The organism is Salinigranum halophilum, assembly GCF_007004735.1.
Classification (GTDB): Archaea; Halobacteriota; Halobacteria; order Halobacteriales; family Haloferacaceae; genus Salinigranum; species Salinigranum halophilum.
The window spans coordinates 19,127-39,416 of record NZ_SSNL01000003.1 but is presented as its reverse complement, the minus strand read 5'-3'; the positions used below and the strand labels follow the sequence as shown (position 1 = coordinate 39,416).

At 67.8% G+C, this 20,290-nt stretch carries 25 protein-coding genes and 1 pseudogene; 9 read left to right on the top strand and 17 right to left on the bottom strand.

The window, feature by feature from the left end; translation table 11 throughout:
* Positions 1 to 129 precede the first annotated feature (129 nt).
* Positions 130 to 1,056, top strand: a complete 927-nt coding sequence (locus E6N53_RS04685; RefSeq protein WP_142857347.1) for a DMT family transporter — start codon at positions 130 to 132, stop codon at positions 1,054 to 1,056.
* Positions 1,057 to 1,062: 6 nt separating this feature from the next.
* Here the strand turns inward: E6N53_RS04685 and thpR are convergent, their stop codons facing one another.
* Entirely contained in the window at positions 1,063 to 1,617 is a 555-nt protein-coding gene (gene thpR, locus E6N53_RS04680) for an RNA 2',3'-cyclic phosphodiesterase (RefSeq protein WP_142857345.1), read from the bottom strand.
* Between the two features lie 72 nt (positions 1,618 to 1,689).
* Here thpR and E6N53_RS04675 point away from each other — a divergent pair.
* Both E6N53_RS04675 and E6N53_RS04670 read left to right on the top strand, forming a co-directional pair.
* Positions 1,690 to 2,433 (top strand): annotated as a pseudogene (locus E6N53_RS04675) (tetratricopeptide repeat protein); the annotation flags it as partial.
* Between the two features lie 5 nt (positions 2,434 to 2,438).
* Positions 2,439 to 2,741 carry a DUF424 domain-containing protein gene (locus E6N53_RS04670; protein ID WP_136592304.1) on the top strand — a complete coding sequence of 101 codons (303 nt, stop codon included), beginning with the start codon at positions 2,439 to 2,441 and terminating at the stop codon, positions 2,739 to 2,741.
* Between the two features lie 34 nt (positions 2,742 to 2,775).
* Here E6N53_RS04670 and E6N53_RS04665 read toward each other — a convergent pair whose 3' ends face one another.
* The 3 genes from E6N53_RS04665 to E6N53_RS04660 all read right to left on the bottom strand — a co-directional run bounded on the left by E6N53_RS04665 (position 2,776) and on the right by E6N53_RS04660 (position 5,284).
* Entirely contained in the window at positions 2,776 to 4,128 is a 1,353-nt protein-coding gene (locus E6N53_RS04665; protein ID WP_142857343.1) for an FAD-dependent oxidoreductase, read from the bottom strand.
* Positions 4,125 to 4,265 (bottom strand): hypothetical protein, encoded by a 141-nt coding sequence (locus tag E6N53_RS20630; protein ID WP_161596512.1) that lies wholly within the window; start codon positions 4,263 to 4,265, stop codon positions 4,125 to 4,127. Before E6N53_RS20630 ends, E6N53_RS04665 begins: the two co-directional genes overlap by 4 nt.
* A gap of 83 nt (positions 4,266 to 4,348) precedes the next feature.
* Entirely contained in the window at positions 4,349 to 5,284 is a 936-nt protein-coding gene (locus tag E6N53_RS04660; protein WP_142857341.1) for a winged helix-turn-helix domain-containing protein, read from the bottom strand.
* A gap of 150 nt (positions 5,285 to 5,434) precedes the next feature.
* Here E6N53_RS04660 and sufS point away from each other — a divergent pair, with 150 nt between their 5' ends.
* The 5 genes from sufS (at position 5,435) to E6N53_RS04635 (ending at position 9,030) form a co-directional block, all read left to right on the top strand.
* The gene (gene sufS / locus E6N53_RS04655) at positions 5,435 to 6,712 is read left to right on the top strand and encodes a bifunctional cysteine desulfurase/selenocysteine lyase SufS (RefSeq protein ID WP_136600628.1); all 1,278 of its coding nucleotides are present in this window, start codon (positions 5,435 to 5,437) and stop codon (positions 6,710 to 6,712) included.
* Positions 6,713 to 6,933: 221 nt separating this feature from the next.
* A complete protein-coding gene (locus E6N53_RS04650; protein WP_142857339.1) occupies positions 6,934 to 7,458 on the top strand; it encodes a DoxX family protein in 525 nt (174 codons plus the stop codon).
* 14 nt (positions 7,459 to 7,472) lie between these two features.
* A complete protein-coding gene (locus tag E6N53_RS04645) occupies positions 7,473 to 7,766 on the top strand; it encodes a hypothetical protein (RefSeq protein WP_136592299.1) in 294 nt (97 codons plus the stop codon).
* A 107-nt stretch (positions 7,767 to 7,873) separates the two neighbouring features.
* Complete coding sequence (locus tag E6N53_RS04640; RefSeq protein WP_142857337.1) at positions 7,874 to 8,443, top strand: mechanosensitive ion channel domain-containing protein; 570 nt, start codon at positions 7,874 to 7,876, stop codon at positions 8,441 to 8,443.
* A 68-nt stretch (positions 8,444 to 8,511) separates the two neighbouring features.
* The gene (locus E6N53_RS04635; protein ID WP_142857335.1) at positions 8,512 to 9,030 is read left to right on the top strand and encodes a GNAT family N-acetyltransferase; all 519 of its coding nucleotides are present in this window, start codon (positions 8,512 to 8,514) and stop codon (positions 9,028 to 9,030) included.
* A 42-nt stretch (positions 9,031 to 9,072) separates the two neighbouring features.
* Here E6N53_RS04635 and E6N53_RS04630 read toward each other — a convergent pair whose 3' ends face one another.
* A complete protein-coding gene (locus E6N53_RS04630) occupies positions 9,073 to 9,756 on the bottom strand; it encodes a DUF998 domain-containing protein (RefSeq protein WP_142857333.1) in 684 nt (227 codons plus the stop codon).
* A gap of 182 nt (positions 9,757 to 9,938) precedes the next feature.
* Between E6N53_RS04630 and sufU the strand changes: the two genes are divergently transcribed.
* Positions 9,939 to 10,358 (top strand): Fe-S cluster assembly sulfur transfer protein SufU, encoded by a 420-nt coding sequence (sufU, locus tag E6N53_RS04625; protein WP_136600624.1) that lies wholly within the window; start codon positions 9,939 to 9,941, stop codon positions 10,356 to 10,358.
* 3 nt (positions 10,359 to 10,361) lie between these two features.
* Here sufU and E6N53_RS04620 read toward each other — a convergent pair whose 3' ends face one another.
* From E6N53_RS04620 to htpX, 12 genes are all read right to left on the bottom strand, one after another.
* Positions 10,362 to 11,285, bottom strand: a complete 924-nt coding sequence (locus E6N53_RS04620) for an SAM-dependent methyltransferase (protein ID WP_142857331.1) — start codon at positions 11,283 to 11,285, stop codon at positions 10,362 to 10,364.
* Positions 11,282 to 12,376: a glycosyltransferase family 4 protein gene (locus tag E6N53_RS04615; RefSeq protein WP_142857328.1), complete on the bottom strand. Its 1,095-nt coding sequence runs from the start codon at positions 12,374 to 12,376 to the stop codon at positions 11,282 to 11,284. The genes E6N53_RS04620 and E6N53_RS04615 overlap by 4 nt, the downstream gene beginning before the upstream one ends.
* Positions 12,377 to 12,757: a 6-pyruvoyl trahydropterin synthase family protein gene (locus E6N53_RS04610; protein ID WP_142857326.1), complete on the bottom strand. Its 381-nt coding sequence runs from the start codon at positions 12,755 to 12,757 to the stop codon at positions 12,377 to 12,379.
* A 48-nt stretch (positions 12,758 to 12,805) separates the two neighbouring features.
* Complete coding sequence (locus E6N53_RS04605; protein ID WP_142857324.1) at positions 12,806 to 13,849, bottom strand: zinc-binding dehydrogenase; 1,044 nt, start codon at positions 13,847 to 13,849, stop codon at positions 12,806 to 12,808.
* A gap of 113 nt (positions 13,850 to 13,962) precedes the next feature.
* Positions 13,963 to 14,517, bottom strand: coding sequence for a metal-dependent hydrolase (locus tag E6N53_RS04600; protein WP_136592290.1), 555 nt, complete (start codon positions 14,515 to 14,517; stop codon positions 13,963 to 13,965).
* 6 nt (positions 14,518 to 14,523) lie between these two features.
* Positions 14,524 to 14,880, bottom strand: a complete 357-nt coding sequence (locus E6N53_RS04595; RefSeq protein ID WP_136592289.1) for a DUF7475 family protein — start codon at positions 14,878 to 14,880, stop codon at positions 14,524 to 14,526.
* A 45-nt stretch (positions 14,881 to 14,925) separates the two neighbouring features.
* The gene (locus E6N53_RS04590) at positions 14,926 to 15,552 is read right to left on the bottom strand and encodes a helical membrane plugin domain-containing protein (RefSeq protein WP_136592288.1); all 627 of its coding nucleotides are present in this window, start codon (positions 15,550 to 15,552) and stop codon (positions 14,926 to 14,928) included.
* Between the two features lie 9 nt (positions 15,553 to 15,561).
* Entirely contained in the window at positions 15,562 to 16,704 is a 1,143-nt protein-coding gene (locus E6N53_RS04585; RefSeq protein WP_142857322.1) for an NAD(P)/FAD-dependent oxidoreductase, read from the bottom strand.
* A 54-nt stretch (positions 16,705 to 16,758) separates the two neighbouring features.
* Positions 16,759 to 16,995, bottom strand: coding sequence for a sulfurtransferase TusA family protein (locus tag E6N53_RS04580; RefSeq protein WP_136592286.1), 237 nt, complete (start codon positions 16,993 to 16,995; stop codon positions 16,759 to 16,761).
* Between the two features lie 202 nt (positions 16,996 to 17,197).
* Positions 17,198 to 18,229, bottom strand: a complete 1,032-nt coding sequence (gene radA / locus E6N53_RS04575) for a DNA repair and recombination protein RadA (protein ID WP_142857320.1) — start codon at positions 18,227 to 18,229, stop codon at positions 17,198 to 17,200.
* A 195-nt stretch (positions 18,230 to 18,424) separates the two neighbouring features.
* Complete coding sequence (gene pspAB / locus E6N53_RS04570) at positions 18,425 to 19,030, bottom strand: PspA-associated protein PspAB (RefSeq protein ID WP_142857317.1); 606 nt, start codon at positions 19,028 to 19,030, stop codon at positions 18,425 to 18,427.
* The gene (gene htpX, locus E6N53_RS04565; protein WP_136592283.1) at positions 19,031 to 19,915 is read right to left on the bottom strand and encodes a zinc metalloprotease HtpX; all 885 of its coding nucleotides are present in this window, start codon (positions 19,913 to 19,915) and stop codon (positions 19,031 to 19,033) included.
* Positions 19,916 to 20,290 lie beyond the last annotated feature (375 nt).

Sequence of the window (20,290 nt, the reverse complement as noted above, 5' to 3'; positions counted from 1 at the left end):
AGCGAGGGGGTTGCGAGGGTCGGGGTGTCGTCGCGAGTGCGAGAGGGGAGCGCGGCGACGAGCGCGTGTGACTGGCGTGCAGAGAGCGTGGATGGACAGCGCTTTCAGCCGAGACACCCACCCAGTGACGTGAACCGGTACAGACACGCCGCCCTGTTCCTCTGCCTCTCGGCGGTGTGGGGGACGGCGTTCATGGTGACGAAGGTCGGCCTCCAGACCGCACCGCCGGCGCTCCTCGCCGCCCTCCGTTTCGACATCGCGACGGTGGTGCTCTTCGGGTACGTCGCGCTCCGGGGGGTCCAGTGGCGACCACGGGGGACGGACTGGTATCCGCTCGTGACCGGCGGGGCGCTCATCATCGGCGTCCATCACGCCCTGCTCTTCGCCGGGCAGCAGTACGTGACGAGCGCCGTCGCCGCGGTCCTCCTCGGCCTCATCCCCGTCGTGACGCCGGCGCTGACGCGGCTCACGGCGACCGGAGAACGGCTCTCGTCGCTCGGTGTCCTCGGCGTCCTCGTCGGGTTCGCCGGTGTGGTCGTCATCGCAGACCCCGACCCAGCGAGCCTCACTGTCGACGCGCTCGGCGTCGGCCTCGTCCTCGCGTCGGCGCTGGCGTTCGCGCTGGGTGCCGTCCTCACCTACGGTCGTGCGCCCTCGCTCTCGGTCCCGGCGGAGCAGGCGTGGATGATGGCCATCGGGAGCGTGACCCTCCACGTCGCGTCTGTCGCCCTCGGTGAGCCCGTACCGACCGTCTGGCCGGTCGAGGCCGTCGCCGCGCTCGTCTACCTGGCGGTGGTGGCGGGCATCGGCGGCTTCGTCCTCTACTTCGTCCTCCTCGACGCGCTCGGCCCCATCGAGGTGAGCCTCCTCGAGTACGTCATCCCCGTCTTCGCCGCACTGACGGGGTGGCTCGCACTCGGCGAGTCGCTGTCCGCTTCGACCGTCGCGGGCTTCGCGCTCATCTTCGCGGGCTTCCTGCTCGTGAAAGGGCGTGCGCTCCGGGGCGAACTCCGGCGGTGGGACGAGCGCGACGGCGTGGTGAGCGGGGACGACTGACCGGCGTCAGAGCGGGACGCGGCGAACCGTCGAGTACTGCGGACCGTCAGGCGTCAACTCCGAGCGTTTCAGTCGGACGGCGTCGACCCGGAAGGAGCCGACGGTAGGGTCCTCCTCGCGGACGACGCGCTGGACCGTCGCCTTCCCGCGGGCGTCGTCCATGCGGGCGAGCGTGACGTGCGGCGTGAAGGCGTGGTCGTTCGGCTCGAAGCCGAGCGGGACGAGTTCGGCCTGGATGGCTTCGTGGAGACGGTTCAGCTCACCCGTGCCCTGTCTGATTCCGGTCCAGACCACACTGATGTAGTCGAGCGACGGGAAGACGCCGAAGCCGCCGACGGTGGCATCGAACGGGGCCACGCCGGAAGCGTCGACACCGCGCTCGACGGCCTGTTCGACCTCGTCGAGTCGAGTGTCGTCGACTTCGCCGAGGAACGAGAGCGTGACGTGTGCCTGTTCGGCGTCGGTGAAGCGGAGTCCAGGCGCACCACCGAACCGCTCCTGTGCGTCGGCGACCGAGGAGGCGAGACGGTCGGAGAGGTCGACGGCGACGAAGAGACGCATACCCGTTCGTGACACGCCGAAGAGGAAAACCGTGACGTAACCCTTACCCACCGTGACCGCCAATCGCGGCGTATGACAGACGACGGCGACCCACCGAAGAAACACCGGTTCTCGGAGGGACAGGGGGTCGACGCCGACTACGACGAGTTCACGCTCGACCCACCGGAGTTGAAAGTCGACCCGACGAAGGTCGACCCGGTCGACTCGCGGGTGTTGTCGGACATCCTCGACCGCCGGAACATCGACCGCGACGACGTCGACGTCCAGGACCTCGTCGAGGTCGGGCTCTCGTACATGGGTATCAACCGCTTCGAGGAGGCCACCGAGACGTTCGAGCGCGCCGCGCGCTTCGCCGAGGAGGACTCCCTCGACGCCCAGGAAGCCTGGGTCAACAAGGGTGTCGCCCACGCCGAGTTGGAGGAGTACGACGAGGCCATCGGCGCGTACCAAGAGGCCCTGAGAATCGACGACGACTCCGAGCACGCCGCATCGGCGGAGACGAATCTCGCCTACGCGCTCTGGGAGTTCGGCCACACCGAGGAGGCGCTCGAACACGCCGAACGCGCCGTCGAAATCGACCCACGGTTCCCACAGGCGTGGTACAACCGGGGCTTCTTCCTCTCCGAGCGCGGACTGTTCGAAGACGCCGTCAACGCCTTCGACAACGCCATCCGACTCGGCATGCGGAGCGCCGAGGTGCTCGAGGAGAAGGCGCTCGCGCTGGAGGAACTCGGCGAGAGCGAGGAGGCAGAGCGGGTACAAGAACGCGCCGACGAACTGCGTGAGAAGCGCGAGGAGCGACTCGTCGAGGAACAGAAGTGATGCTGCTCCGAGAGCGCGACACCCCCGAGGGCCTGCTCGTGTCGGTCTGTGACCCCGACTGCCTCGGCGAGACGTTCGAGGATGGTCCGGTCTCGCTCGACGTCACCGAGGACTTCTACGGCGGTGACGAGGCCGAACGGGCCGACAGAGAAGCCGTCGTCGACAGCCTCATGCGCGCGACGACGGCGAACATCGTCGGGGAGCGCGCCGTCTCGGTCGCTATCGAGGCTGGCATCGTCGACGAGGAGCGCGTCCTCGAGGTCGAGGGGACGCTCCACGCGCAGTTGCTCTGGTTGCGGTAGTCGAGTCGCCGCCGACGGGGGCGAGCAGTGGGGGTCACCGGGTGGGTCTGAGGACTCGCCACGCGATTCCGGGACGCAGGAGCGAGGTGGGCGGTCGTTCCATCGTGAGAACGCGCACGAAGGCGTCGGTCAGCGTGCCGTCGGTGTGCGCGTGCCGGAGGAGCCGACCCAGATACCAGTTGAAGAAGGCGGTGCCACGAGGCTTCTGCCCCGCTGTCTCCGGGAACCCGAAGTCGGCTCCCACCGCGAGCGACCACGCGATGTCGACGACGTCGGCCACGCGGTCGAAGAACGGGACGGCGAGGTCCGTGGGGTCGTCCGCCAGCGCCAGCACGTGGTGGAGCACCAGCGCCTCGAGCGCGGCGACGGACATCCCCTGTGCGTAGACGGGGTTGAAGCTGGCCACCGCGTCACCGACGACGAGCAGTCCGGTCGGGAACCGGTCGAGCGCCTCGTAGCGGCAGCGGCGGTTCGACGGGAACGGGTACGAGCGGGCCTCCGACGTGGCCCACTCGTGGTCGTCGAGGAGCCGTGCCAGTTCGGGCACCGGGAGGCGCTCCGCGTAGTCGACGAACCCCGCGTGGTCCGTCGGCGGCGACGCGCCGTGGACGCCCGACAGGTTCACGATCCAGCGGTCGCCCTCGATAGGGGCGGCCATGCCGCCACGGGTCCGCGGAGCCGACGGGGGGACGAGGTACGTCCGCGTGTCGTCCGGCGGGCGTTCGAGGAACGTGGTGCTGTACGCGATGTCGATGGTCACCTCGTCGACCGGTGGTGACGGGTAGCCGTGAGCCGCCAGCCGCCCCGGCGTCCGACTCGTCCGGCCGCTGGCGTCGACGGTCAGGTCGGCCGGGAGGTCCGCGTAGTCGGTCCCCTCGCGGACCACGACGCCCTCGACGGTCGTCTCAGTGTCGTCGAATCGGTAGTCGACACACGAGCAGTTCGTCCGGATGGAGACGTCGTCGTGCGCCGCGACGTGCCGGCGGACGACGTGCTCGAACAGCGGTCGGCTCGCCGAGACCGTCTCCATCGGAACCGGCCCCTCAGCGAGGAAATCGCCCGCGTTGTAGAAGTCGACACCCCGCGCGAAGTCGGTCACGACGCCACCGGCGGCGACGACGTCGTCGACCGACCCCGGCAGGAGGTCCGCCATGGTCGCGCGTCCAGCCTCCAGTAACGCGTGGGGGTGTGGTCCCTGCGGCACCCCACGGCGCGGGGTCGGGTCGTCCGGGAGACTGTCACGCTCGATGACGGTGACCGTGGCGAAGGCGTCGGCGAGCACGCGCGCCGCGAACAGTCCGGCCATCCCCGCGCCCACCACCACCGCGTGGCCACCACGTTCGGGTACCCGAGCGCCGTCGTACGCCGGAATCGTACGCAGCGTCACGGCACACCCCCACTCGGCGGCCGGCCACACGGTTCGGTCGTCGGTGCGTCCGGTTCGGCCGCACTCGTCGCAGTGACGCTCGCCGCCCGGACGGCGCTGGTCACCGCGTCGGAGCGCGGGAGGGTCAGGGTTCGCATCGCACGGTTATGTCGGAGGTGCGACACCATAGCCGTATTCAGCACGGCGTTGCTGTAAGGAGTTTGATGTTTTTGCAGAGGGGTCACTCACTCACGTCCACGACCGTCGCCGTCTCGTCGAGCAGGAAGTCGAGTCGCTCCCCGGCGTGACGGACAGTGACGCGGAGCGAGGCCGGGTCCGTCGAGACGAGTGCTTCACGCCAGTGGAGTCCACGAGTAATCGCCGCCCACGTCGCGGGGACGTGTTCGACTCCGTGGTCGTAGTAGAACGCCACCAGGGCGGGGTGGTCGCTGACCACCGCGTAGCTGGGACTCCGCCAGTCGAACTTGCACGAGGCACAGACGAGTCTGACGACGCCGAGGAAGGAAGAGCCACACGCGTCACAGACGCCGTCCGCCGCGTCGTGCTCCGCACACACCGAGAGCGAGGCGTCGACGCTCCCGCCACACTCGGGGCAGACGCCGTGGGTCATCGTCTCGAAGCGGTGGATGGAGTAGACGATGGTGGCGTCGAGGACCTCGTCGGGGTCGCGGCCACGGAGCCCCTGCGGCGGGAGGCTGAAGCCGAAGAGTTCGCCCCCGCGCTGGGGCCAGTACCCCTCACAGACGGTACACCGCACCCAGGTGGTCCCGTCCTCGTAGCGGAGCGCCATCGGCCCGTCGCAGCGCGGACAGGTGGCGTCGACCGGCGAGGACGTGAGCGTCGGGTCCCCGGTGACGCCGCCGGCGACGACCGCGCGGACGATTTTGAAGCCCGGCGCGGCCAGTTCGTAGCCCGCGTCCGTCCGGCGGACGAAGTGTCCCGTCAGTCGCCCCAGGTGGTAGTTGAAGTTCCCCGTGTCCGTGACGTCGACCCGGTCGAAGAGTTCGGAGAACGTGACCGCGTTGTCGGTCGCGTTCGGGTCGTACCGGTCCCACAGGGCCTGCAGGATGCCGAGTCGCGTCGCGTCTCCCAGAACGCCGAAAACGCTGTCGGGCGACTGCGGAGCGGGTGCCCCCTCCTCCCCGTGTACCGTCATGTGTCGTCATACCACGGACGAGTCGATAAAGCTCGGGCCGCCGCACGAAAGGCGCGACGGTGACGTCCCGGGCGATACGTAACTGGTTTCGGTTTCACGAGGTGGGGCGGACCGAAGGTGTGTTAGTGTTCGAGTCGTTAGGTGTATCCGATGAGAACGCAGGAATCGTACCCGCTCGACGTCGAGGCCATCCGGGAGCAGTTCCCCATCCTCGACCGGAAGGTCGGCGGCGACCTGGAGACGCCGGGTGAAGGTCCCGACGACACCGTTCCCCTCGTCTACCTCGACAACGCCGCGACGAGCCACACGCCCGAACCGGTCGTCGACGCGATCTGTGACTACTACCGCGGCTACAACTCGAACGTCCACCGAGGTATCCACCACCTGAGCCAGGAGGCCTCGGTCGCGTACGAACGCGCCCACGACCGGGTCGCCGAGTTCATCGGTGCCAGCGGTCGAGAGGAGGTCGTCTTCACCAAGAACACCACCGAGTCGATGAACCTCGTCGCCTACGCGTGGGGCCTGGCCGAACTCGGGCCGGGTGACTCGGTGGTTCTGACCGAGATGGAACACCACGCGTCGCTCGTGACGTGGCAGCAGATAGCCAAGAAGACCGGTGCCGAGGTACGGTACATCCGCGTCGACGACGACGGCTCCCTCGACATGGACCACGCGCGCGACCTCATCGACGAGTCGACGAAGATGGTCTCTGTCGTCCACGTCTCGAACACCCTCGGCACCATCAACCCCGTGGCGGAGTTGGCCGACATGGCCCACGAGGTCGGTGCGTACGCCTTCGTCGACGGGGCGCAGTCCGTGCCGACGCGACCGGTCGACGTCGGTGACATCGACGCTGACTTCTTCGCCTTCTCCGGCCACAAGATGTGCGGCCCGACGGGTATCGGCGTCCTCTACGGCAAGGAACACCTCCTTGAGGAGATGGAGCCGTACCTCTACGGCGGGGAGATGATCCGTTCCGTGACGTACGAGGACTCGACGTGGGAAGACCTCCCGTGGAAGTTCGAGGCCGGTACCCCGCCTATCGCCCAGGGAATCGCGCTCCACGCCGCCGTCGACTACCTCGACGACCTCGGGATGGAGAACGTCCAGGCGCACGAGGACCTCCTCACCGAGTACGCCTACGACCGCCTGACGGCGTTCGACGACGTCACCGTCTACGGCCCGCCGGGCGACGAGAGAGGCGGGCTGGTGGCGTTCAACCTCGACTCGGTCCACGCCCACGACCTCTCCTCGATCCTGAACGATTACGGCGTGGCCATCCGCGCCGGCGACCACTGCACCCAGCCGCTACACGACAAACTCGGCGCGGCCGCCTCCGCCCGTGCCTCGTTCTACGTCTACAACACCCGCGAGGAGGTCGACGCCCTGGTGGACGCAGTCGACGAGGCCCGACAGCTGTTCGCCTGAGTGCGGTCGGACGGCGTCGGCGATTCCGCTCGCTCGTCGAGCGACGACGGGTGACGAGCCGAATCCGGCGTTCGACGCTCGGGAGCCGTTTTCAACCACTGGGAAGGCCCGGGAGTTTATACATCCACGCGAGTCCCACAGCGGGCAGTTTTCAGCCGCTGAGAAGCTGGGCGGATTTATACCACGCTCCCCTCGCAAGTCGCACATGTGAGGTGAGACCGATGGCGTACCAACCTGGAACTCGGCTGAAAAACGAGTTCGCATTCGACGTCGACGGGCCGCTGGCGGGGTACTGGATCGCGATGCTACGCGTCCTGACCGGCTGGTGGTTCTTCCACGCCGGCGTGACGAAGCTCATCGAAGACGGCCTCGCGTTCACGTCGGGACCGGCCTACATGCAGGGGATGACCGGCACCGCGCTCGGTCCCATCCCCGTCTGGATGGGGAACAACCTCGCGTGGCTCATCGAGCCCGGCGTCCCGCTGTTCGAGACGCTCATCGGACTGGCGCTGATGGTCGGTGCGCTGACCCGACTGGCCGCGTTCGGCGGGGTCATCTTCATGATCCTGTTCTGGGTCGGCAACGCCGGCTTCGGCCACGGGCTCGTCAACAGCGACCTGATGGGGCTGCTGCTGTTCGTCACGCTGATGGTGCTCGCGGCGGGGCGGTTCTACGGCCTCGACGCCATCATCGAGAAGACCACGCTCGTCGAACGCCACCCGAAGCTCCGGTACCTGCTCGGGTAAGGAGGTGAACGAAGATGCAACTCGAAGATACGATCGACAAACTCGCGAAAGGGCTCGGCGGCGCGCTGATACTCGTGGGCGTCGTCGTCCTCGGCATGGTAGAAATCCTCGCGGGACAGCCCTACGGGGCAGCTCCCGTGACGAACGACGCGGGTGAGGTGGTCGCGACCCCGATGGTCGACCCGACCCTCCGGACGGGTCTCGTCATCGCGGGCCTCGTGGTGCTGTTCCTCTGGGGCCTGTACAAGATGGCACTGCCCGAGGAGGTCGCGAGGGACGACCGGACGAAAGCGCCCGCGGGCAACTGATGTACGGGACGTCCCCGTCCTGAACTGACTCTTTTGCGTCGTCTCGAGTCGTTCGACGTGTCGAAGGTCCGAACGGTTTTTCTGCGGGCCATCCGTGGAACCGAGTCATGCAGTCATCCGTCGGCTTCCTCACCGAACTCGTCCGGGAGACCGTCGCCAGCATCCAGCGAGGCCTCATCGATGCGGTCCCGAAGCTCCTCATGGCGCTGGTGTTTCTCACGGTCGCCTACGTGGGTATCAAACTCGCGCTCAGCGTCGTTCACGGGACGCTCGACGCCATCTACCCCGAAGAACAAGACCTCATCGTGGCCCTCGCGACGACCGTCGTCGGGGTGTTCCTCTGGTTCGCTACGGCGCTCACACTGTTGAACATCCTCGGCATGGGCGACATCGCCGCCAGCCTCGGAACCGCCGCGGGCTTCATCGCGCTGGGTATCTCGTACGCGCTGTCGAGCATGATCGCCGACACCGTGGCCGGCGTCTACCTCCTTCGAGACCCCGACTTCAACCCCGGCGACCGCGTCACGGCCGACGGGACCACGGGCGAGGTACGGGACATCGGTCTCCGCAAGAGCCGGTTCGAGATGGACGACGGCCACACCGTCGTCGTCGCCAACAGCGCCGTCGAGAAGAAGTGGACGCTGGAGGACACGACGCCCGCGTCGACGCCGTCGTAGCGACGGTCCTCAGTCCGACCGACGGCCCCGGGCCAAAGCGTATCCCGGTTGCCGTGGTAAGAACACACATGACGATACGGAACGCAGTGGTCGGGGACGTCGACGCCATCAGGCGAATCGCGACACGCTCGTGGGAGACCGACTATCGAGGAGTCCTCACCCGCGAGACGGTCGAGACGGCCGTCAACGACTGGTACGCACCCGAGCGAATCGAAGCCGAACTCGGTGCGGAGCGAACCGCGGTGCTCGTCGCCGAGCGAGACGAAAAACTCGTCGGCTTCGCACACGCGACCTGGAGCGAGGAGGACGCGAACGGGTACATCCTCCGAATCTACGTCCACCCCGACCACCGACGCGAGCGCGTCGGCCGCGAGTTGCTCGAGGGGACGTGTGACACACTCGTCGCGCGAGGCGTCGAGCGAATCAACGCGATGGTCCTCTCGGAGAACCGCCCGGGTGCGGAGTTCTACGAACAGTTCGGGTTCGAGTTCGTCGACGAGCAGCCAACCAGCATCGGCGACGAGACCTACCCCGAGAGCAGGTACGTACTCGAGCCCGAAGCCGGCTCTGACGGCCTGTTCACCTGAGGCGAGGTGTCGACGGCGAACCTGCATCCAGGACCGACCCGCTCACACTCGGTCCGTCGACGTGGGGGTTGGAGCCATCAGGTAGCCGCCGAACGCGAGCAACCACAGCAAGAACGGGTACGTCACGTACCGTTCGAGCCCGCCCATCCCGAGGAACAGGAGCGGGTGTGCGACTCCTGCGAGTCCGAGTCCGATGATGCTCACGAGCAGCAGCAAGACGAATCCGCCCACAGCGAGCGAGAGATACCGGAACGGCGTCGTGATCACCCGAGCGGCGACGACGCCCAGGAGCCCGCCCGTGAAGAACGTGAGCAGCGCGCTGATGCCGTGCATCGGAGCCTCGCTGCCGTCGAAGACACCCACGCCGAGGACGCCCAGCGCGAAGAGGCCGAAGACGGCCGTCACCGCGCGGTCGCCGAACGCACGGTGGAGGCAGTACGCGGCACCGAGCGCGAGCAGTCCGGAGACCATCATCGCGGTGTTGAAGATGGTCGCGGCGGGCTGGACGATGACGCTGTTCGGCGGGCGCGAGGCACCGAGATCGCTGATTTCCTGAACGCCGGCGTTGTAGCCAGGGTAGAACGCCTCGGCCGTGATGATACCCATCAGTGCCACGAGGCCGACGACGAACAGTAGCGCGCCGCCGACGAACCGTGCGCGGACGGCAGCGGCCTCGGTCTCGGTGCGAACCGCTTCGTCGAGCGTGTGGTGGAAACTATCGAACATCGGACTCACCAGGTGTCTAGACAGGCCCCGGAGAGATAGCGACAGCAGACCACTCTCAGCGCGTGAGAACGTCCCGAGGCAGCCACGCGGTTCGAACGATGTGCCACCGGATTCGGTCGAACGGGCCGATGCAGGCCGTTGGCGGAACTGTTTTACAGCGCTCATCCTTACCGTGAACCACAATGGGCCTGGGTTCGGACATGTACCGGCAGCAGATCCTCGACCACTACAAGAACCCCCGGAACTACGGGGAACTCGAGGACCCGACGTTCACTCACGAGGGTGAGAACCCCTCGTGTGGCGACACCATCCGCGTCGACGTCCAGTTGGCAGACGACGGCGAGACTATCGAGTACGCGGCCTTCAGCGGCGACGGCTGCGCCATCTCGCAGGCGTCGGCGTCGATGCTCACCTCGAAGCTCCAGGGGATGACGCTCGACGAACTCGAGGAGTTAGACACCGACGACGTCACGGAGATGCTCGGCGTCGACATCAGCCCGATGCGTATCAAATGCGCCGTCCTCGCGCGCCAGGTCGCTCAGGACGGCGCTCGTATCCACACGGGCGAACTCGAAATCGACCACACGACGACCGAAGACTGACCGTCACTCGCGTTCCCTCCGGCGCCCGTACAGGTCGAGGTTCCGCGCGACGAACCCGAGTTCGCCCGCTTTTCGCTGTTCGCTTCGTGCCGCGAGCCACGCGTCGACCGTCTCGTCCGGAACACGGCCACGGACCGCGTCGGCGACGGTGTCGACGACGACGTCGAGGAAGTACGCCTCGTCGGCGGGGTAGCCGTCCGCTGTGGGGTCGACGGTCCAGTCGGCGTCGCCGACGGCGACGAGGTCGACGCCGAGGTCGGGAAGCAGCGTGCGCAGTCGCCGGCCGGCGCGCGCGCCGAGCCTGTGGCCGTCGGCTCCGACCATCGTCGCGTGGTACGCGTCGAGGACAGCGTCGTCGGCCGGGTGGGGGGGAGCGAAGGCGGTGCCGCCGTCGAAGGTGATGGGGAAGTAGACGAGGCCGTCGGCGGCGACGCCGCTCACGAGTCGCTCGACGTCGGCGGGCGAGAGGAGGTCGACGAACGCCTGGGCGACGAGCGCGTCCCATCGCCCCCGGGAGGCGACGGTCAGCGCGTCGCCGGTGACGAGGTGGACGTCGACGTGTGCGGGACCCGAGAGCCGAATCGTCGCGACGGGCGTACCGCCGGCGATGTCGACGTCGAACCCGGGCTCCGCCGGGTCGACGAGCACGGCCTCGAACCCCATCGCGCGGGCGGTGTCGAGAATCTCCGCGCGAGCCGTCGTCAAGAGCGCGGGGTCGGTGTCGACGGCGACGTAGGTGCAGTCGGGGCGGTCGTCCCACGAGAGGAACCGCCGGCAGAACGCGGCGGTTCCCGCGCCGGCCTCGAGAATGTGCGGGTCGGCGCGCCCACGGAGGTCGGCGCGGAACCGACCGAGGACGTCCCGGTCGAGCGCGCGGTCGTCGACGGTCGCCTTCGCCGAGAGGTACCGCTCGAAGTCACCCTTCACGTCGCCTCCAGCGGCGGCTCGGCAGCACTGGACGGGTCGGACGCGACCCGAGCGAGGAACGTCCGGGTCCGTGCGGCGGTCTCCGGCCACGGGGGATGCGAGCGGTACCGCGTCAGCGCCGCTCGGCCCATCCGGGCGAGCCGTGTGCGGTCAGTCGCGAGCGCCGACAGCGCCGCGTAGACCGCACCGACGCCGTCGGGCGGGACGAGGAAGCCGTTCTCGCCGTGCGTGACGAGGTCCGTCGCACCGCCCGACTGCGTCACCACGGCGGGGAGCCCGAACCCCATCCCTTCGAGCGCGGCGATGCCGAAGCCCTCGTGCCGGGAGGGGAGTGCGAGGACGTGGCCGTTGCGAAGCACCGCGGCGAGTTCCGCGGTCGAGAGCGGCCCTGCGAGGGCGACGCTGTCGGCGACACCGCGGCGACGACACCGGCTTCGAACCCGCGAGGCGTACCGTTCGTTCGGTTGCGGGCCGACGAACGTCGCCTCCCAGGGCACCTCGAGGGCCGCGAGCGCGTCGACGAGTGCGAGCGGGCGCTTCCGTGGGACGAGCGAGCCGAGGAAGACGACGCGGAACGGGGACTCGGTGGCGCGGTCGTCGACGGCTGTCGGTGAGACGTCGGGGTCGAACTGGTCGGCGGTCGGCGGGGCGACGAGTGTCGGGAGCGCGGGGTCGGGGGCGAGGTCCCGGACCGCCGCGTCGGTCGCCGAACTCGTGCAGACCGCGGCGTCGACGCGGCCGAGAAACCGGCGTTCGAGTTCGCGAGCGAGGGGAGCCTCGGGGCCACGCTCGTCACACCGGAGGTGATGGACGAGCGCGACGACGGGCGTGTGGTCCCCCCGTACCCCCGCACACCGCACCGCGAACGTCGGATGCGCGAGTTCGTCGACGACGACGACGTCGGCATCAGTCGAAAACCGCGAGAGGGGCGTTGTGGGCGCGTCGACGAGCGAGCGGGGGTAGCGCCGCCAGGGGACCGAGTAGACGCTCACGTCGTCCGTCTCCCGAAGGGAGGCGACGAGGCGGCGGTCGTAGCGAAACCCGCCGGAGGTCGTCTCGAAGTCGCCGGGCGCGACGAAGGCGACCCGCATCTACGCGGGTGGGGCGGCGTAGGCGGCGTTGGCGACGTCGTCCTCCCACACGGTGACGGTGAGGCGCTCGACGCCGTCGGTCGTGACCTCGTCCGAGATGTGCTCGTGGACGACCCGGGCGAAGCGCTCGACGCTCGGGTTGTACCCCTCGAACTCGGGGAGGTCGTTGAGCGTCTCGTCCGAGTACCGTGCTTCGACGGCGTCGAGGGCGGCCTCTACCTCGTCGATGTCGACGAGATAGTCGTACTCGTTCAACTCCTCGCCCGCGAGTTCGACCTCCAGGCGGAAGTGGTGCGAGTGGAGGTCACCCTCGGGGCCGGGGTTCGGCACGGTGAGAAAGTGCTGGGCGATGAGGGGACGGACGACGGTGACGGTGTACATGCCGTGGGTGTCCGGGGGCGACGGTTGTAAAGGTGCGTTCTGTGGGAGTCAGTACTCCAGGAGGACCTGCAGCGCCTCGTCGGGCGATTCGTCCAGTAGCCGATAGGCGTCGGCCGCGTTCTCGATGGGGACCCGGTGTGTCACCAGCCGCGAGGGTTCGAGGTCCGAGAGGAGGTCACAGGCGAGGTCCATGCGCCGCTGTTTGTCCCAGCGTCCCGCGTGCGACGAGTCGATGCGTGAGACCTGACTGGCCTGTAGCCGGATGCGACTCCGGTGGAACCGACCGCCGAGGTCGAGCGCGGCCGGTTTCGCGCCGTACCACGAGCCGATGATGACTCGGCCGTCGTCGCCGGTGGTGTCGATTGCCGAGTCGAGGGCCGCGGGGTTCCCGGAGACCTCGAACGAGACGTCGGCGCGGCCGTCGCCAGCGTCGAACACCTCGCCGGCGACGTCGGGTTCGAGCGAGGCGTCGGCCCCGAACGACAGCGAGCGTTCCCGGCGGGCGGTGTAGTGGTCGAACGTGACGAGCCGCGAGAGGGGGTGACGCGCGAGGAGCGCTGTGGTGAGGAGGCCGACGACCCCCTGTCCGAACACCGCGGCGCGCTCGCCGACCCGAGGGCGGCCGTCCATGACGAGGCTCACCGCCGTCTCGACCATCGCGAGGAGGGCCGCGTCCTCGTCGGCGACGTCCGAGGGGAGGCGAACGAGCGTGTCCGGGTGGACACAGAAGTGGCTGGCGTGGGGGTGGAAGGCGAAGACGCGCCGACCGACCCAGTCGTCGGTGACGTCGTCACCGGCGGCGGTGACGGTCCCAACGGTGGCGTACCCGTACGAGAACGGATAGGTCGCGGCGTGTCCGAGTTCGTCGATGTTCTCGTCGAGCTGGAGGTTCTCGGGGACCTGGTCGCGGTAGACGAGCAGTTCCGTGCCGGGGCTGATGGCCGAGAGCGACGCTTCGACCTGCACCTCGTCCGGTTCGGGGGTCGCGACGGGGTGGCGCGTCACCTCGACGCGGCGCGGCGCGACGAACCGCACCTGTCGGGCCGCGCTCTCGCCGCTGGGTCCAACCTCCGCTTCGCTCTCGGCGGTCATCGCGTGACCCCCGACCACCGCGTCGTCCCGTGCATAAGCGGACCGTAGGAGGCGTCCGGTGTAAAGCTGTCGTGGGCGCGAGACGTATCGCGGGAAGCCGTCGAGCGTCGGAATCAGACGATACGCTCGAAGTACGGCGGCAGCCGTTTGCGCACCAGCGTGTACGGGGCGGCGACGGCGACGGCGAGCGCACAGAGCAGGCGGACAGTGCCGGAGAAGAACAGCAGGCCCGGGAGTGCGCCGACGAGCGTCACCGCCAGGTCGTGCGGGGAGCCGTCGTACGGCACCCAGTATCGCGCGCGCAGCCACCGCCCGCGCGGGTGGAGATACACGGCGTACGGGTTGGTCCGCTCCCAGGGCCGGAGTTCCTCGCCAGCGCCGAGAGCGTCCATCCCGGCGTGGACCGCGGCTGCGACGGCGAACGCCGCGACGACGACCGTCGCCGGTGTCTGGACCAGGGCGGCGGCGACGAGGGCGGGGAGCGCGACGAGCCAGCCGACGAGGGGGAAGTGGAGCGTCTTCCGGTGGGTCCCCACGAGGAGGTCGAGGTCGGGAAAGACGCCGCCGAGGAAACCCGCGAGCGCGGCGACCGGGGCGAGTTCCGGGGCGACGACCAGGAGTGGTGCCGTGAGCGCGACGCCGACGACGGCGTGGGAGGTGACCATCATCGCTGCTCAGCCGCCGCGGCGGAGCAACACGACGAGGACGGCGACGAGGCCGACCTGTGCGGCCTTGTCGACGATGGCGATGGGACCGAGTTCGTTGATGCCCTGGACGACGGTGACCGCGAAGATGACGACCTGACCCGCGGTGAACGGAACGCCGACGAGGTAGAACAGCCGCCGTCGGTAGTTCACGAGGACAGCGCCGATGCCGACGGCGAATCCCACCGTGGCGACGAGGAACGAGATGCCGAACGCGCCCGGTAAGAAGCGCACACCGAGGACGAGGTGAACGACCGCCGACACCGCCGCGAGTGCGATACCGACCCAGTGGAGCGTCGTCAACGAGTCCGTGTCGAGAGAGACCATACCATATTACCGACGTACAACGCAATAAAGCTCGTGCGCGACCGGTCAGGCCTGTCGGCCGACGGCGCGGGCGAGCGCGAGCAGGTAGCCGAGGCCCGCCTGCACCTCGGGGTCGCGCGTCGACTTCACGAGCCCCACCGGGCCGACGGGCTCCGACCCGGTGGTCTCGGCGTCGCTCACGGCGCGGACCAGCCGCGTCAGGCCGCGGACCGCGTCGGGGTCGGCCGCCTCGTCCGCGACCTCGCCCAGACGGGAACCGGTCCGGGCGAGTTCGGTCACCATGTCGTCTTCCAGCGCCGCGGTGAGGAGCGAGACCGCGTCGACGAGTCCGACGAGTTCGTCGAGCGTCCCCGCCCGCTGGAGTTCGACGAGCGTCTCGAGGGAGGCGGCGAGTTCGTCGCCGTTCTCGCCGACGAGCGCCGCCAGTCGGACCGTCTCGTCCGTCGCGAGGCCGTCGCCCGCCTCGGCGAGGGTCGCGGCCGTTCCCGCGAGTTCGGCCACCATGTCGTCTTCCAGCGCCGAAGTGCCGAGCGCGACCACGTCGAGCAGTTCGTTCACCGCGTCGAGGCGGCGGACGAACGCGGCGACTGCGTCGGGGTTCTCGGCGATGGCCGCTTCCAGCGAGTCGTACTCCGAGGCGTCGAGGGCGTCGAGGGATGATGATTCACTCATCGAACCACCTCAGAGGAGCCCCCTGGCGGTCAGCCAGTACGACTCGTTGTACGCGAGTTTCGCCCAGTGGACCGGCCGCGACTCGGGTCGGAGGTACGGTTCGTTCTCGTAGTCGAACGAGACGAACGTCGCCTCGTCCATGCCGGCTTCGAGGAAGCAGACGGTCTTCCCGTCGTACGTCGCCGTCGGCACGCCGCCGTGGACGAGGCTGGCGAGGCGGTCGGCGACGACGCCCGCCTGGTAGTGTGCGGCGCTACCGGCCTTCGGCGCGGGGACGTCGGAGGCGTCGCCCAGCGCGAAGACGTCGTCGGCGTGGACCGCTTCGAGCGTGTTCCGGTCGACCTCGACCCAGCCGTCGTCGCCGAGTCCCGCCTCACGAATCATCGGGACGCCGTCGTGCGGTGGGATGGTGACGAGGAGGTCGTAGTCGAGTTCCTCGCCCTCCATCGACTCGAGGACCCTGTTCTCGGCGTCGACCGACTCGACGTTGAAGAACGTCTCCGCGCGGATATCTCGTTCTTCCAGTCGCGGGGCGGCCCACTCGGCGATGGTCGGCTTCCCGTGGACCCGCTGGATGGGATAGGTGTACGTGATGTCGACCTGGTCTCTGATGCCCCGCTTGCGGAACCAGTCGTCCGCCATGAAGACGAACTCCAGCGGTGCGGCGGGGCACATGTGCGGCGTCCCCACGACGGAGAGCACGAGGTGGCCCTCGGTGAAGCCGGCGAGCGCGTCGCGGAGCGCCAGCGCCCCCTCCTCGCTGTAGAAGTCGTGCCCCGCCTCGGCAAGGCCGGGCACCTCGTCGGGAACGATTCGAGCCCCCGTGGCGAGGACGAGGTAGTCGTACGCGAGGGAGTCGCCACCGTTGAGCGACAGCCGCTTGGCGTCGGTGTCGATGGCCTCCACACGCGAGAAGCGCAGCGAGACCCGCGGGTCGACGAGGTCGGTCACCGGACGAACGCCGTCTTCGGGGTCACGCTTCCCGAAGGCGACGTACAGCCACACGGGCTTGTACACGTGCATCTCGCTCTCGTTGACGAGTGTTACCTCGACGTCGCCCGCGTCGATGTCGGGGGCGAGTCGGTCAGCGAGCCGGTTCGCCAGCACGGACCCGCCCGTGCCGGCACCGACGACGACGATGTGTTGTGTCATGATTCTGAGTGTAGTGTCGATGAGTGGTCGTAAAGACGTTACCCCGCCGCTAGATCAGGCCGTCTCGACGTAGATGCTCCAGTAGTCGTCGTGTTCGACCACGTCGAGGAGGCGGTGGCCCGCCTTGTCGACCCACTCGGGCACGTCGTCTTTCGACCCCGAATCGGAGGTCTGCAGTTCGATGACCGTGCCCGGGTCGGCCTTCTTGACCTTCCCGATGAGGTCCATCAAAGGGCCGGGACAGCCGGCACCGCGGGAGTCGATCGTCACGTCGGGTGATAGCGTGCTCATGAGTCGTCACCTACAGCTAGAGGAAGTCCTGCCAAGGGGATAATATTGTGCATATATTCCAAGAGTATGGGAAACGGAAGCTGTCGGTGCAGTCGAAGCCGAGAACGACCGATGCGGTCGGCTCGGAGCGCGAGGGATGCGCAGGGAGAGTCATCTCGGAGCGCGAGCACCGAGCGCCGTCGTCGAAAAGAGCGGTGGGCCGTTACTCGGGTTTGAGACCGCCGTCTTGGACGCGCATCACGGCTTCGCCGTCGGCGAGGTTCGGGGCGTCGACGAGCCGGACGATCCGCTTGTCCCCCTTGGACTTGCGGAGGTACATCCGGAAGGTCGAGGTGTGGCCGAGGATGTTCCCGCCGATGGGCTGGGTCGGGTCGCCGAAGTACGAGTCGGGGTTCGAGGCGACCTGGTTCGTCACGAGGACGACGCTGTTGTAGAGGTTGCCCACCCGCATCAGGTCGTGGAGGTGTTTGTTGAGCTTCTGCTGGCGGTCGGCCAGTTGACCACGACCGACGTACTCGGCGCGGAAGTGCGCCGTGAGCGAGTCGACACAGAGGAGACGGACGGGCCACTCGCTATCTTCGTGTTCGGAGGCGATCTCCTTGGCCTTCTGTGCGAGGAGAATCTGGTGGTTGGAGTTGAACGCCTTCGCGACGTGAATCTTGTCGAGGACGCTGGCGATGAGTTCCTCCATCGTCTCCTCGTCACCGGGCGCGCCCTCGATTTCGCGGTCGTCGAGCGTCGCCTGGATGACCTCGTCGTCGAGGCCGCGGACCATGTCGTCGATGCGCTCAGGGCGGAACGTGTCCTCGGAGTCGACGAAGATACAACTGCCGCGGAGGCCGCCGACCTCCTGTGGGAGCTGGACGTTGACCGCCATCTGGTGGGTGACCTGCGACTTCCCGGCACCGAACTCGCCGTACACCTCGGTGATGGACTGGGTCTCGAGCCCTCCTCCAAGAAGCTCGTCGACCTCGTCGATCTTCCAGGAGAGCTTGCCGATCTGCTTGCGCCGTTCCAAGACTGCGGAGCCCGTCTCGAAGCCGCCGATGTCCGCCGTCTTCCGGGCCGCATTGATGATGTCCGCCGCAGTCGAATCGCCGATATCTGCCGTGTTCGACAGTTCGGCGGGGCTGGCGACGGCGATGGACTGGTAGCTCTCGAAACCGGCCTCTACGAGTTTGTCTGCTGTCGCGGGCCCCACACCGGGGAGGGACTCGAGGTCGTCGTCTGGCATGTACACCACCCTTCTGCCCGTTCGCACATAAAGCCTCGTTAACAGCGTAGTGAAAGTGAAAACGGAGGCAGGAACCGGGTGGAGGAGAGACGGCATGAGCAGGTTCAAATCCGATGCCGCGGACGCGCGGCGCTCGTCAGGTGTGGCCGAGCGGACGGGGGGACGAGGAGTCGGCCGAGCCTCCGCGACCGACGCTCACTCCCAGGGGTGACGCCCGGCGCGGTCTGGCCACAGCGGATACCAGTACTCCTCGTCGGCCTCGACGGCGAGTTCCCCGTCGAGGACGGCCTGGAGTTTGAACTCCAGTTTCGAGTCGCGCGAGCTCGTGCCCGTCGGGACGAAGGGGTAGTACGCGCCTCTTCGGAAGGAGTAGACCCAGTAGACGTAGCCGCCGTCCCGTTCGAAAGCGAACAGCGCGGCCAGCAACCGAGAGCCGTAGCCGCGCTCGACGAACTCGTCGGCGGCGAAGTGGACGGAGGTGACGAGGTCTTCGGGGTCCGAGTCGGCGAGGACGAACCAGTGGTAGCCGTAGTCGTCGCTGTGGCGCCAGTGGTCGGTGCCGGTCTCTTCCTTGCCGGCGTCGAGGATGGCCTCGACCTCCTCCACAGTGGAGGCGAAGTCGGTCGAGTCGACGTTCGAGAAACAGAGCGCCGCCTCGCCCGCGGAGGGGAAGTCGAGGTCGGCCGCCATCGTGAGGTAGGCCGTCGACATCCCGAAGAGGTCCTCGGGGTCGGCGGCGCGGGTCGCGTCCGCCTCGGCGCTCATGCCGAGCACCGAGCGGAGGGAGTCGAACAGGCCCATCTATGCCGATTCCATCTCCCGCTCGAGTTCGCGGAGGCGCTCGACTCGTCGGTCGGTGGCGGGGTGCGTCGAGAACACTTTCCCGATGAAGTCGCCCTTGATAGGGATGACGAAGAAGGCGTTCATCTCCGACTGCTCGCGGAGGTCCTGCTTCGGCACGCGGTCCATCCGCCCCTCGATGGTGAGGAGCGCGGAGGCGAGCGCCGAGGGTTTGCCGGTGATGACTGCTCCACCACGGTCGGCGGCGAACTCACGGTATCGCGACAGGGCGCGGATGAGGAGGAACGAGACGATCCACACCACCAGCGAGACGAGGATGGCGACGATGACCGGGGCGCCGCCCCGTTCTCTGTTGCCGCCGAGGAACCAGCCCCAGCGGACGATGAGGAACGCGAGCGTCGAGAGGAACGACGCGATGGTCATCACCATCACGTCGCGGTTCTTGATGTGTGCGAGTTCGTGCGCGAGGACGCCTTCGAGTTCGTCGTCGTCGAGCGACCGGAGGATGCCCCGGGTGACACAGACGGTGGAACTCTTCCGGGAGCGACCGGCGGCGAACGCGTTCGGAATCGACGTCTCCGCGACAGCGACCTTCGGTTTGGGGAGGTCGGCCTGCTGGGAGAGCCGAGAGATCATCCGGTGGACCTTCCGCATCTCCGCGTCCGCCTCGTCCTCCTCGACGACGTGCGCACCCATGCTGTACAGGGCGAGTTTGTCGCTGAAGAAGAACTGCACGAACAGGAAACCCCCCATGATTACGACGACGGGGAGGAGCCGTCCGAAGTACAGACTCAACACGCCGACGAAGACGATGTAGAGGGCGAACAGCAGGAACATGGTGAGGGCCATGCGACCGCGGAGCCCCCAATCTGGTTTCCACTGCATGAGCGTGTCTACTGGCTCGACGGCATAAACCCTGCCGGGTGACGCGGTGGCAGGGCGAAACCGTGACAGCTACTGTACTGCGACAGAGCGTAACAAACGAGTACGAACCGAGTAAAAGCCGTGACGAACGCGTAACGATTCGCGCCAATGTGACGCATCGACACACAACCGACGAAAGATTATTATGGATGCGCTCTGGATACAGTTGTATGGCCGTTGGTCAAACACCCCAATCGGCGTACCACACGTGCAGCTGCGGGAAGTCCTTCGACACGACGGAGGAACTCCTCGCACACGCACGAGAGGTACACGGCTTCACCCCGTACTGACGCGGGGACGGGTGCCGACGACGGCACGTGGTCCGGTTTCTTTATT

Excerpts from the sequence above, each read along its gene's own strand:
- thpR (WP_142857345.1), bottom strand. The coding sequence starts at position 1,617 with ATGCGTCTCTTCGTCGCCGTCGACCTCTCCGACCGTCTCGCCTCCTCG.
- E6N53_RS04670 (WP_136592304.1), top strand. The coding sequence starts at position 2,439 with ATGCTGCTCCGAGAGCGCGACACCCCCGAGGGCCTGCTCGTGTCGGTC.
- E6N53_RS20630 (WP_161596512.1), bottom strand. The coding sequence starts at position 4,265 with ATGCGAACCCTGACCCTCCCGCGCTCCGACGCGGTGACCAGCGCCGTC.
- E6N53_RS04660 (WP_142857341.1), bottom strand. The coding sequence starts at position 5,284 with ATGACGGTACACGGGGAGGAGGGGGCACCCGCTCCGCAGTCGCCCGAC.
- sufS (WP_136600628.1), top strand. The coding sequence starts at position 5,435 with ATGAGAACGCAGGAATCGTACCCGCTCGACGTCGAGGCCATCCGGGAG.
- E6N53_RS04650 (WP_142857339.1), top strand. The coding sequence starts at position 6,934 with ATGGCGTACCAACCTGGAACTCGGCTGAAAAACGAGTTCGCATTCGAC.
- E6N53_RS04645 (WP_136592299.1), top strand. The coding sequence starts at position 7,473 with ATGCAACTCGAAGATACGATCGACAAACTCGCGAAAGGGCTCGGCGGC.
- E6N53_RS04640 (WP_142857337.1), top strand. The coding sequence starts at position 7,874 with ATGCAGTCATCCGTCGGCTTCCTCACCGAACTCGTCCGGGAGACCGTC.
- E6N53_RS04635 (WP_142857335.1), top strand. The coding sequence starts at position 8,512 with ATGACGATACGGAACGCAGTGGTCGGGGACGTCGACGCCATCAGGCGA.
- E6N53_RS04630 (WP_142857333.1), bottom strand. The coding sequence starts at position 9,756 with ATGTTCGATAGTTTCCACCACACGCTCGACGAAGCGGTTCGCACCGAG.
- sufU (WP_136600624.1), top strand. The coding sequence starts at position 9,939 with ATGGGCCTGGGTTCGGACATGTACCGGCAGCAGATCCTCGACCACTAC.
- E6N53_RS04615 (WP_142857328.1), bottom strand. The coding sequence starts at position 12,376 with ATGCGGGTCGCCTTCGTCGCGCCCGGCGACTTCGAGACGACCTCCGGC.
- E6N53_RS04610 (WP_142857326.1), bottom strand. The coding sequence starts at position 12,757 with ATGTACACCGTCACCGTCGTCCGTCCCCTCATCGCCCAGCACTTTCTC.
- E6N53_RS04605 (WP_142857324.1), bottom strand. The coding sequence starts at position 13,849 with ATGACCGCCGAGAGCGAAGCGGAGGTTGGACCCAGCGGCGAGAGCGCG.
- E6N53_RS04600 (WP_136592290.1), bottom strand. The coding sequence starts at position 14,517 with ATGATGGTCACCTCCCACGCCGTCGTCGGCGTCGCGCTCACGGCACCA.
- E6N53_RS04595 (WP_136592289.1), bottom strand. The coding sequence starts at position 14,880 with ATGGTCTCTCTCGACACGGACTCGTTGACGACGCTCCACTGGGTCGGT.
- E6N53_RS04590 (WP_136592288.1), bottom strand. The coding sequence starts at position 15,552 with ATGAGTGAATCATCATCCCTCGACGCCCTCGACGCCTCGGAGTACGAC.
- E6N53_RS04585 (WP_142857322.1), bottom strand. The coding sequence starts at position 16,704 with ATGACACAACACATCGTCGTCGTCGGTGCCGGCACGGGCGGGTCCGTG.
- E6N53_RS04580 (WP_136592286.1), bottom strand. The coding sequence starts at position 16,995 with ATGAGCACGCTATCACCCGACGTGACGATCGACTCCCGCGGTGCCGGC.
- radA (WP_142857320.1), bottom strand. The coding sequence starts at position 18,229 with ATGCCAGACGACGACCTCGAGTCCCTCCCCGGTGTGGGGCCCGCGACA.
- pspAB (WP_142857317.1), bottom strand. The coding sequence starts at position 19,030 with ATGGGCCTGTTCGACTCCCTCCGCTCGGTGCTCGGCATGAGCGCCGAG.
- htpX (WP_136592283.1), bottom strand. The coding sequence starts at position 19,915 with ATGCAGTGGAAACCAGATTGGGGGCTCCGCGGTCGCATGGCCCTCACC.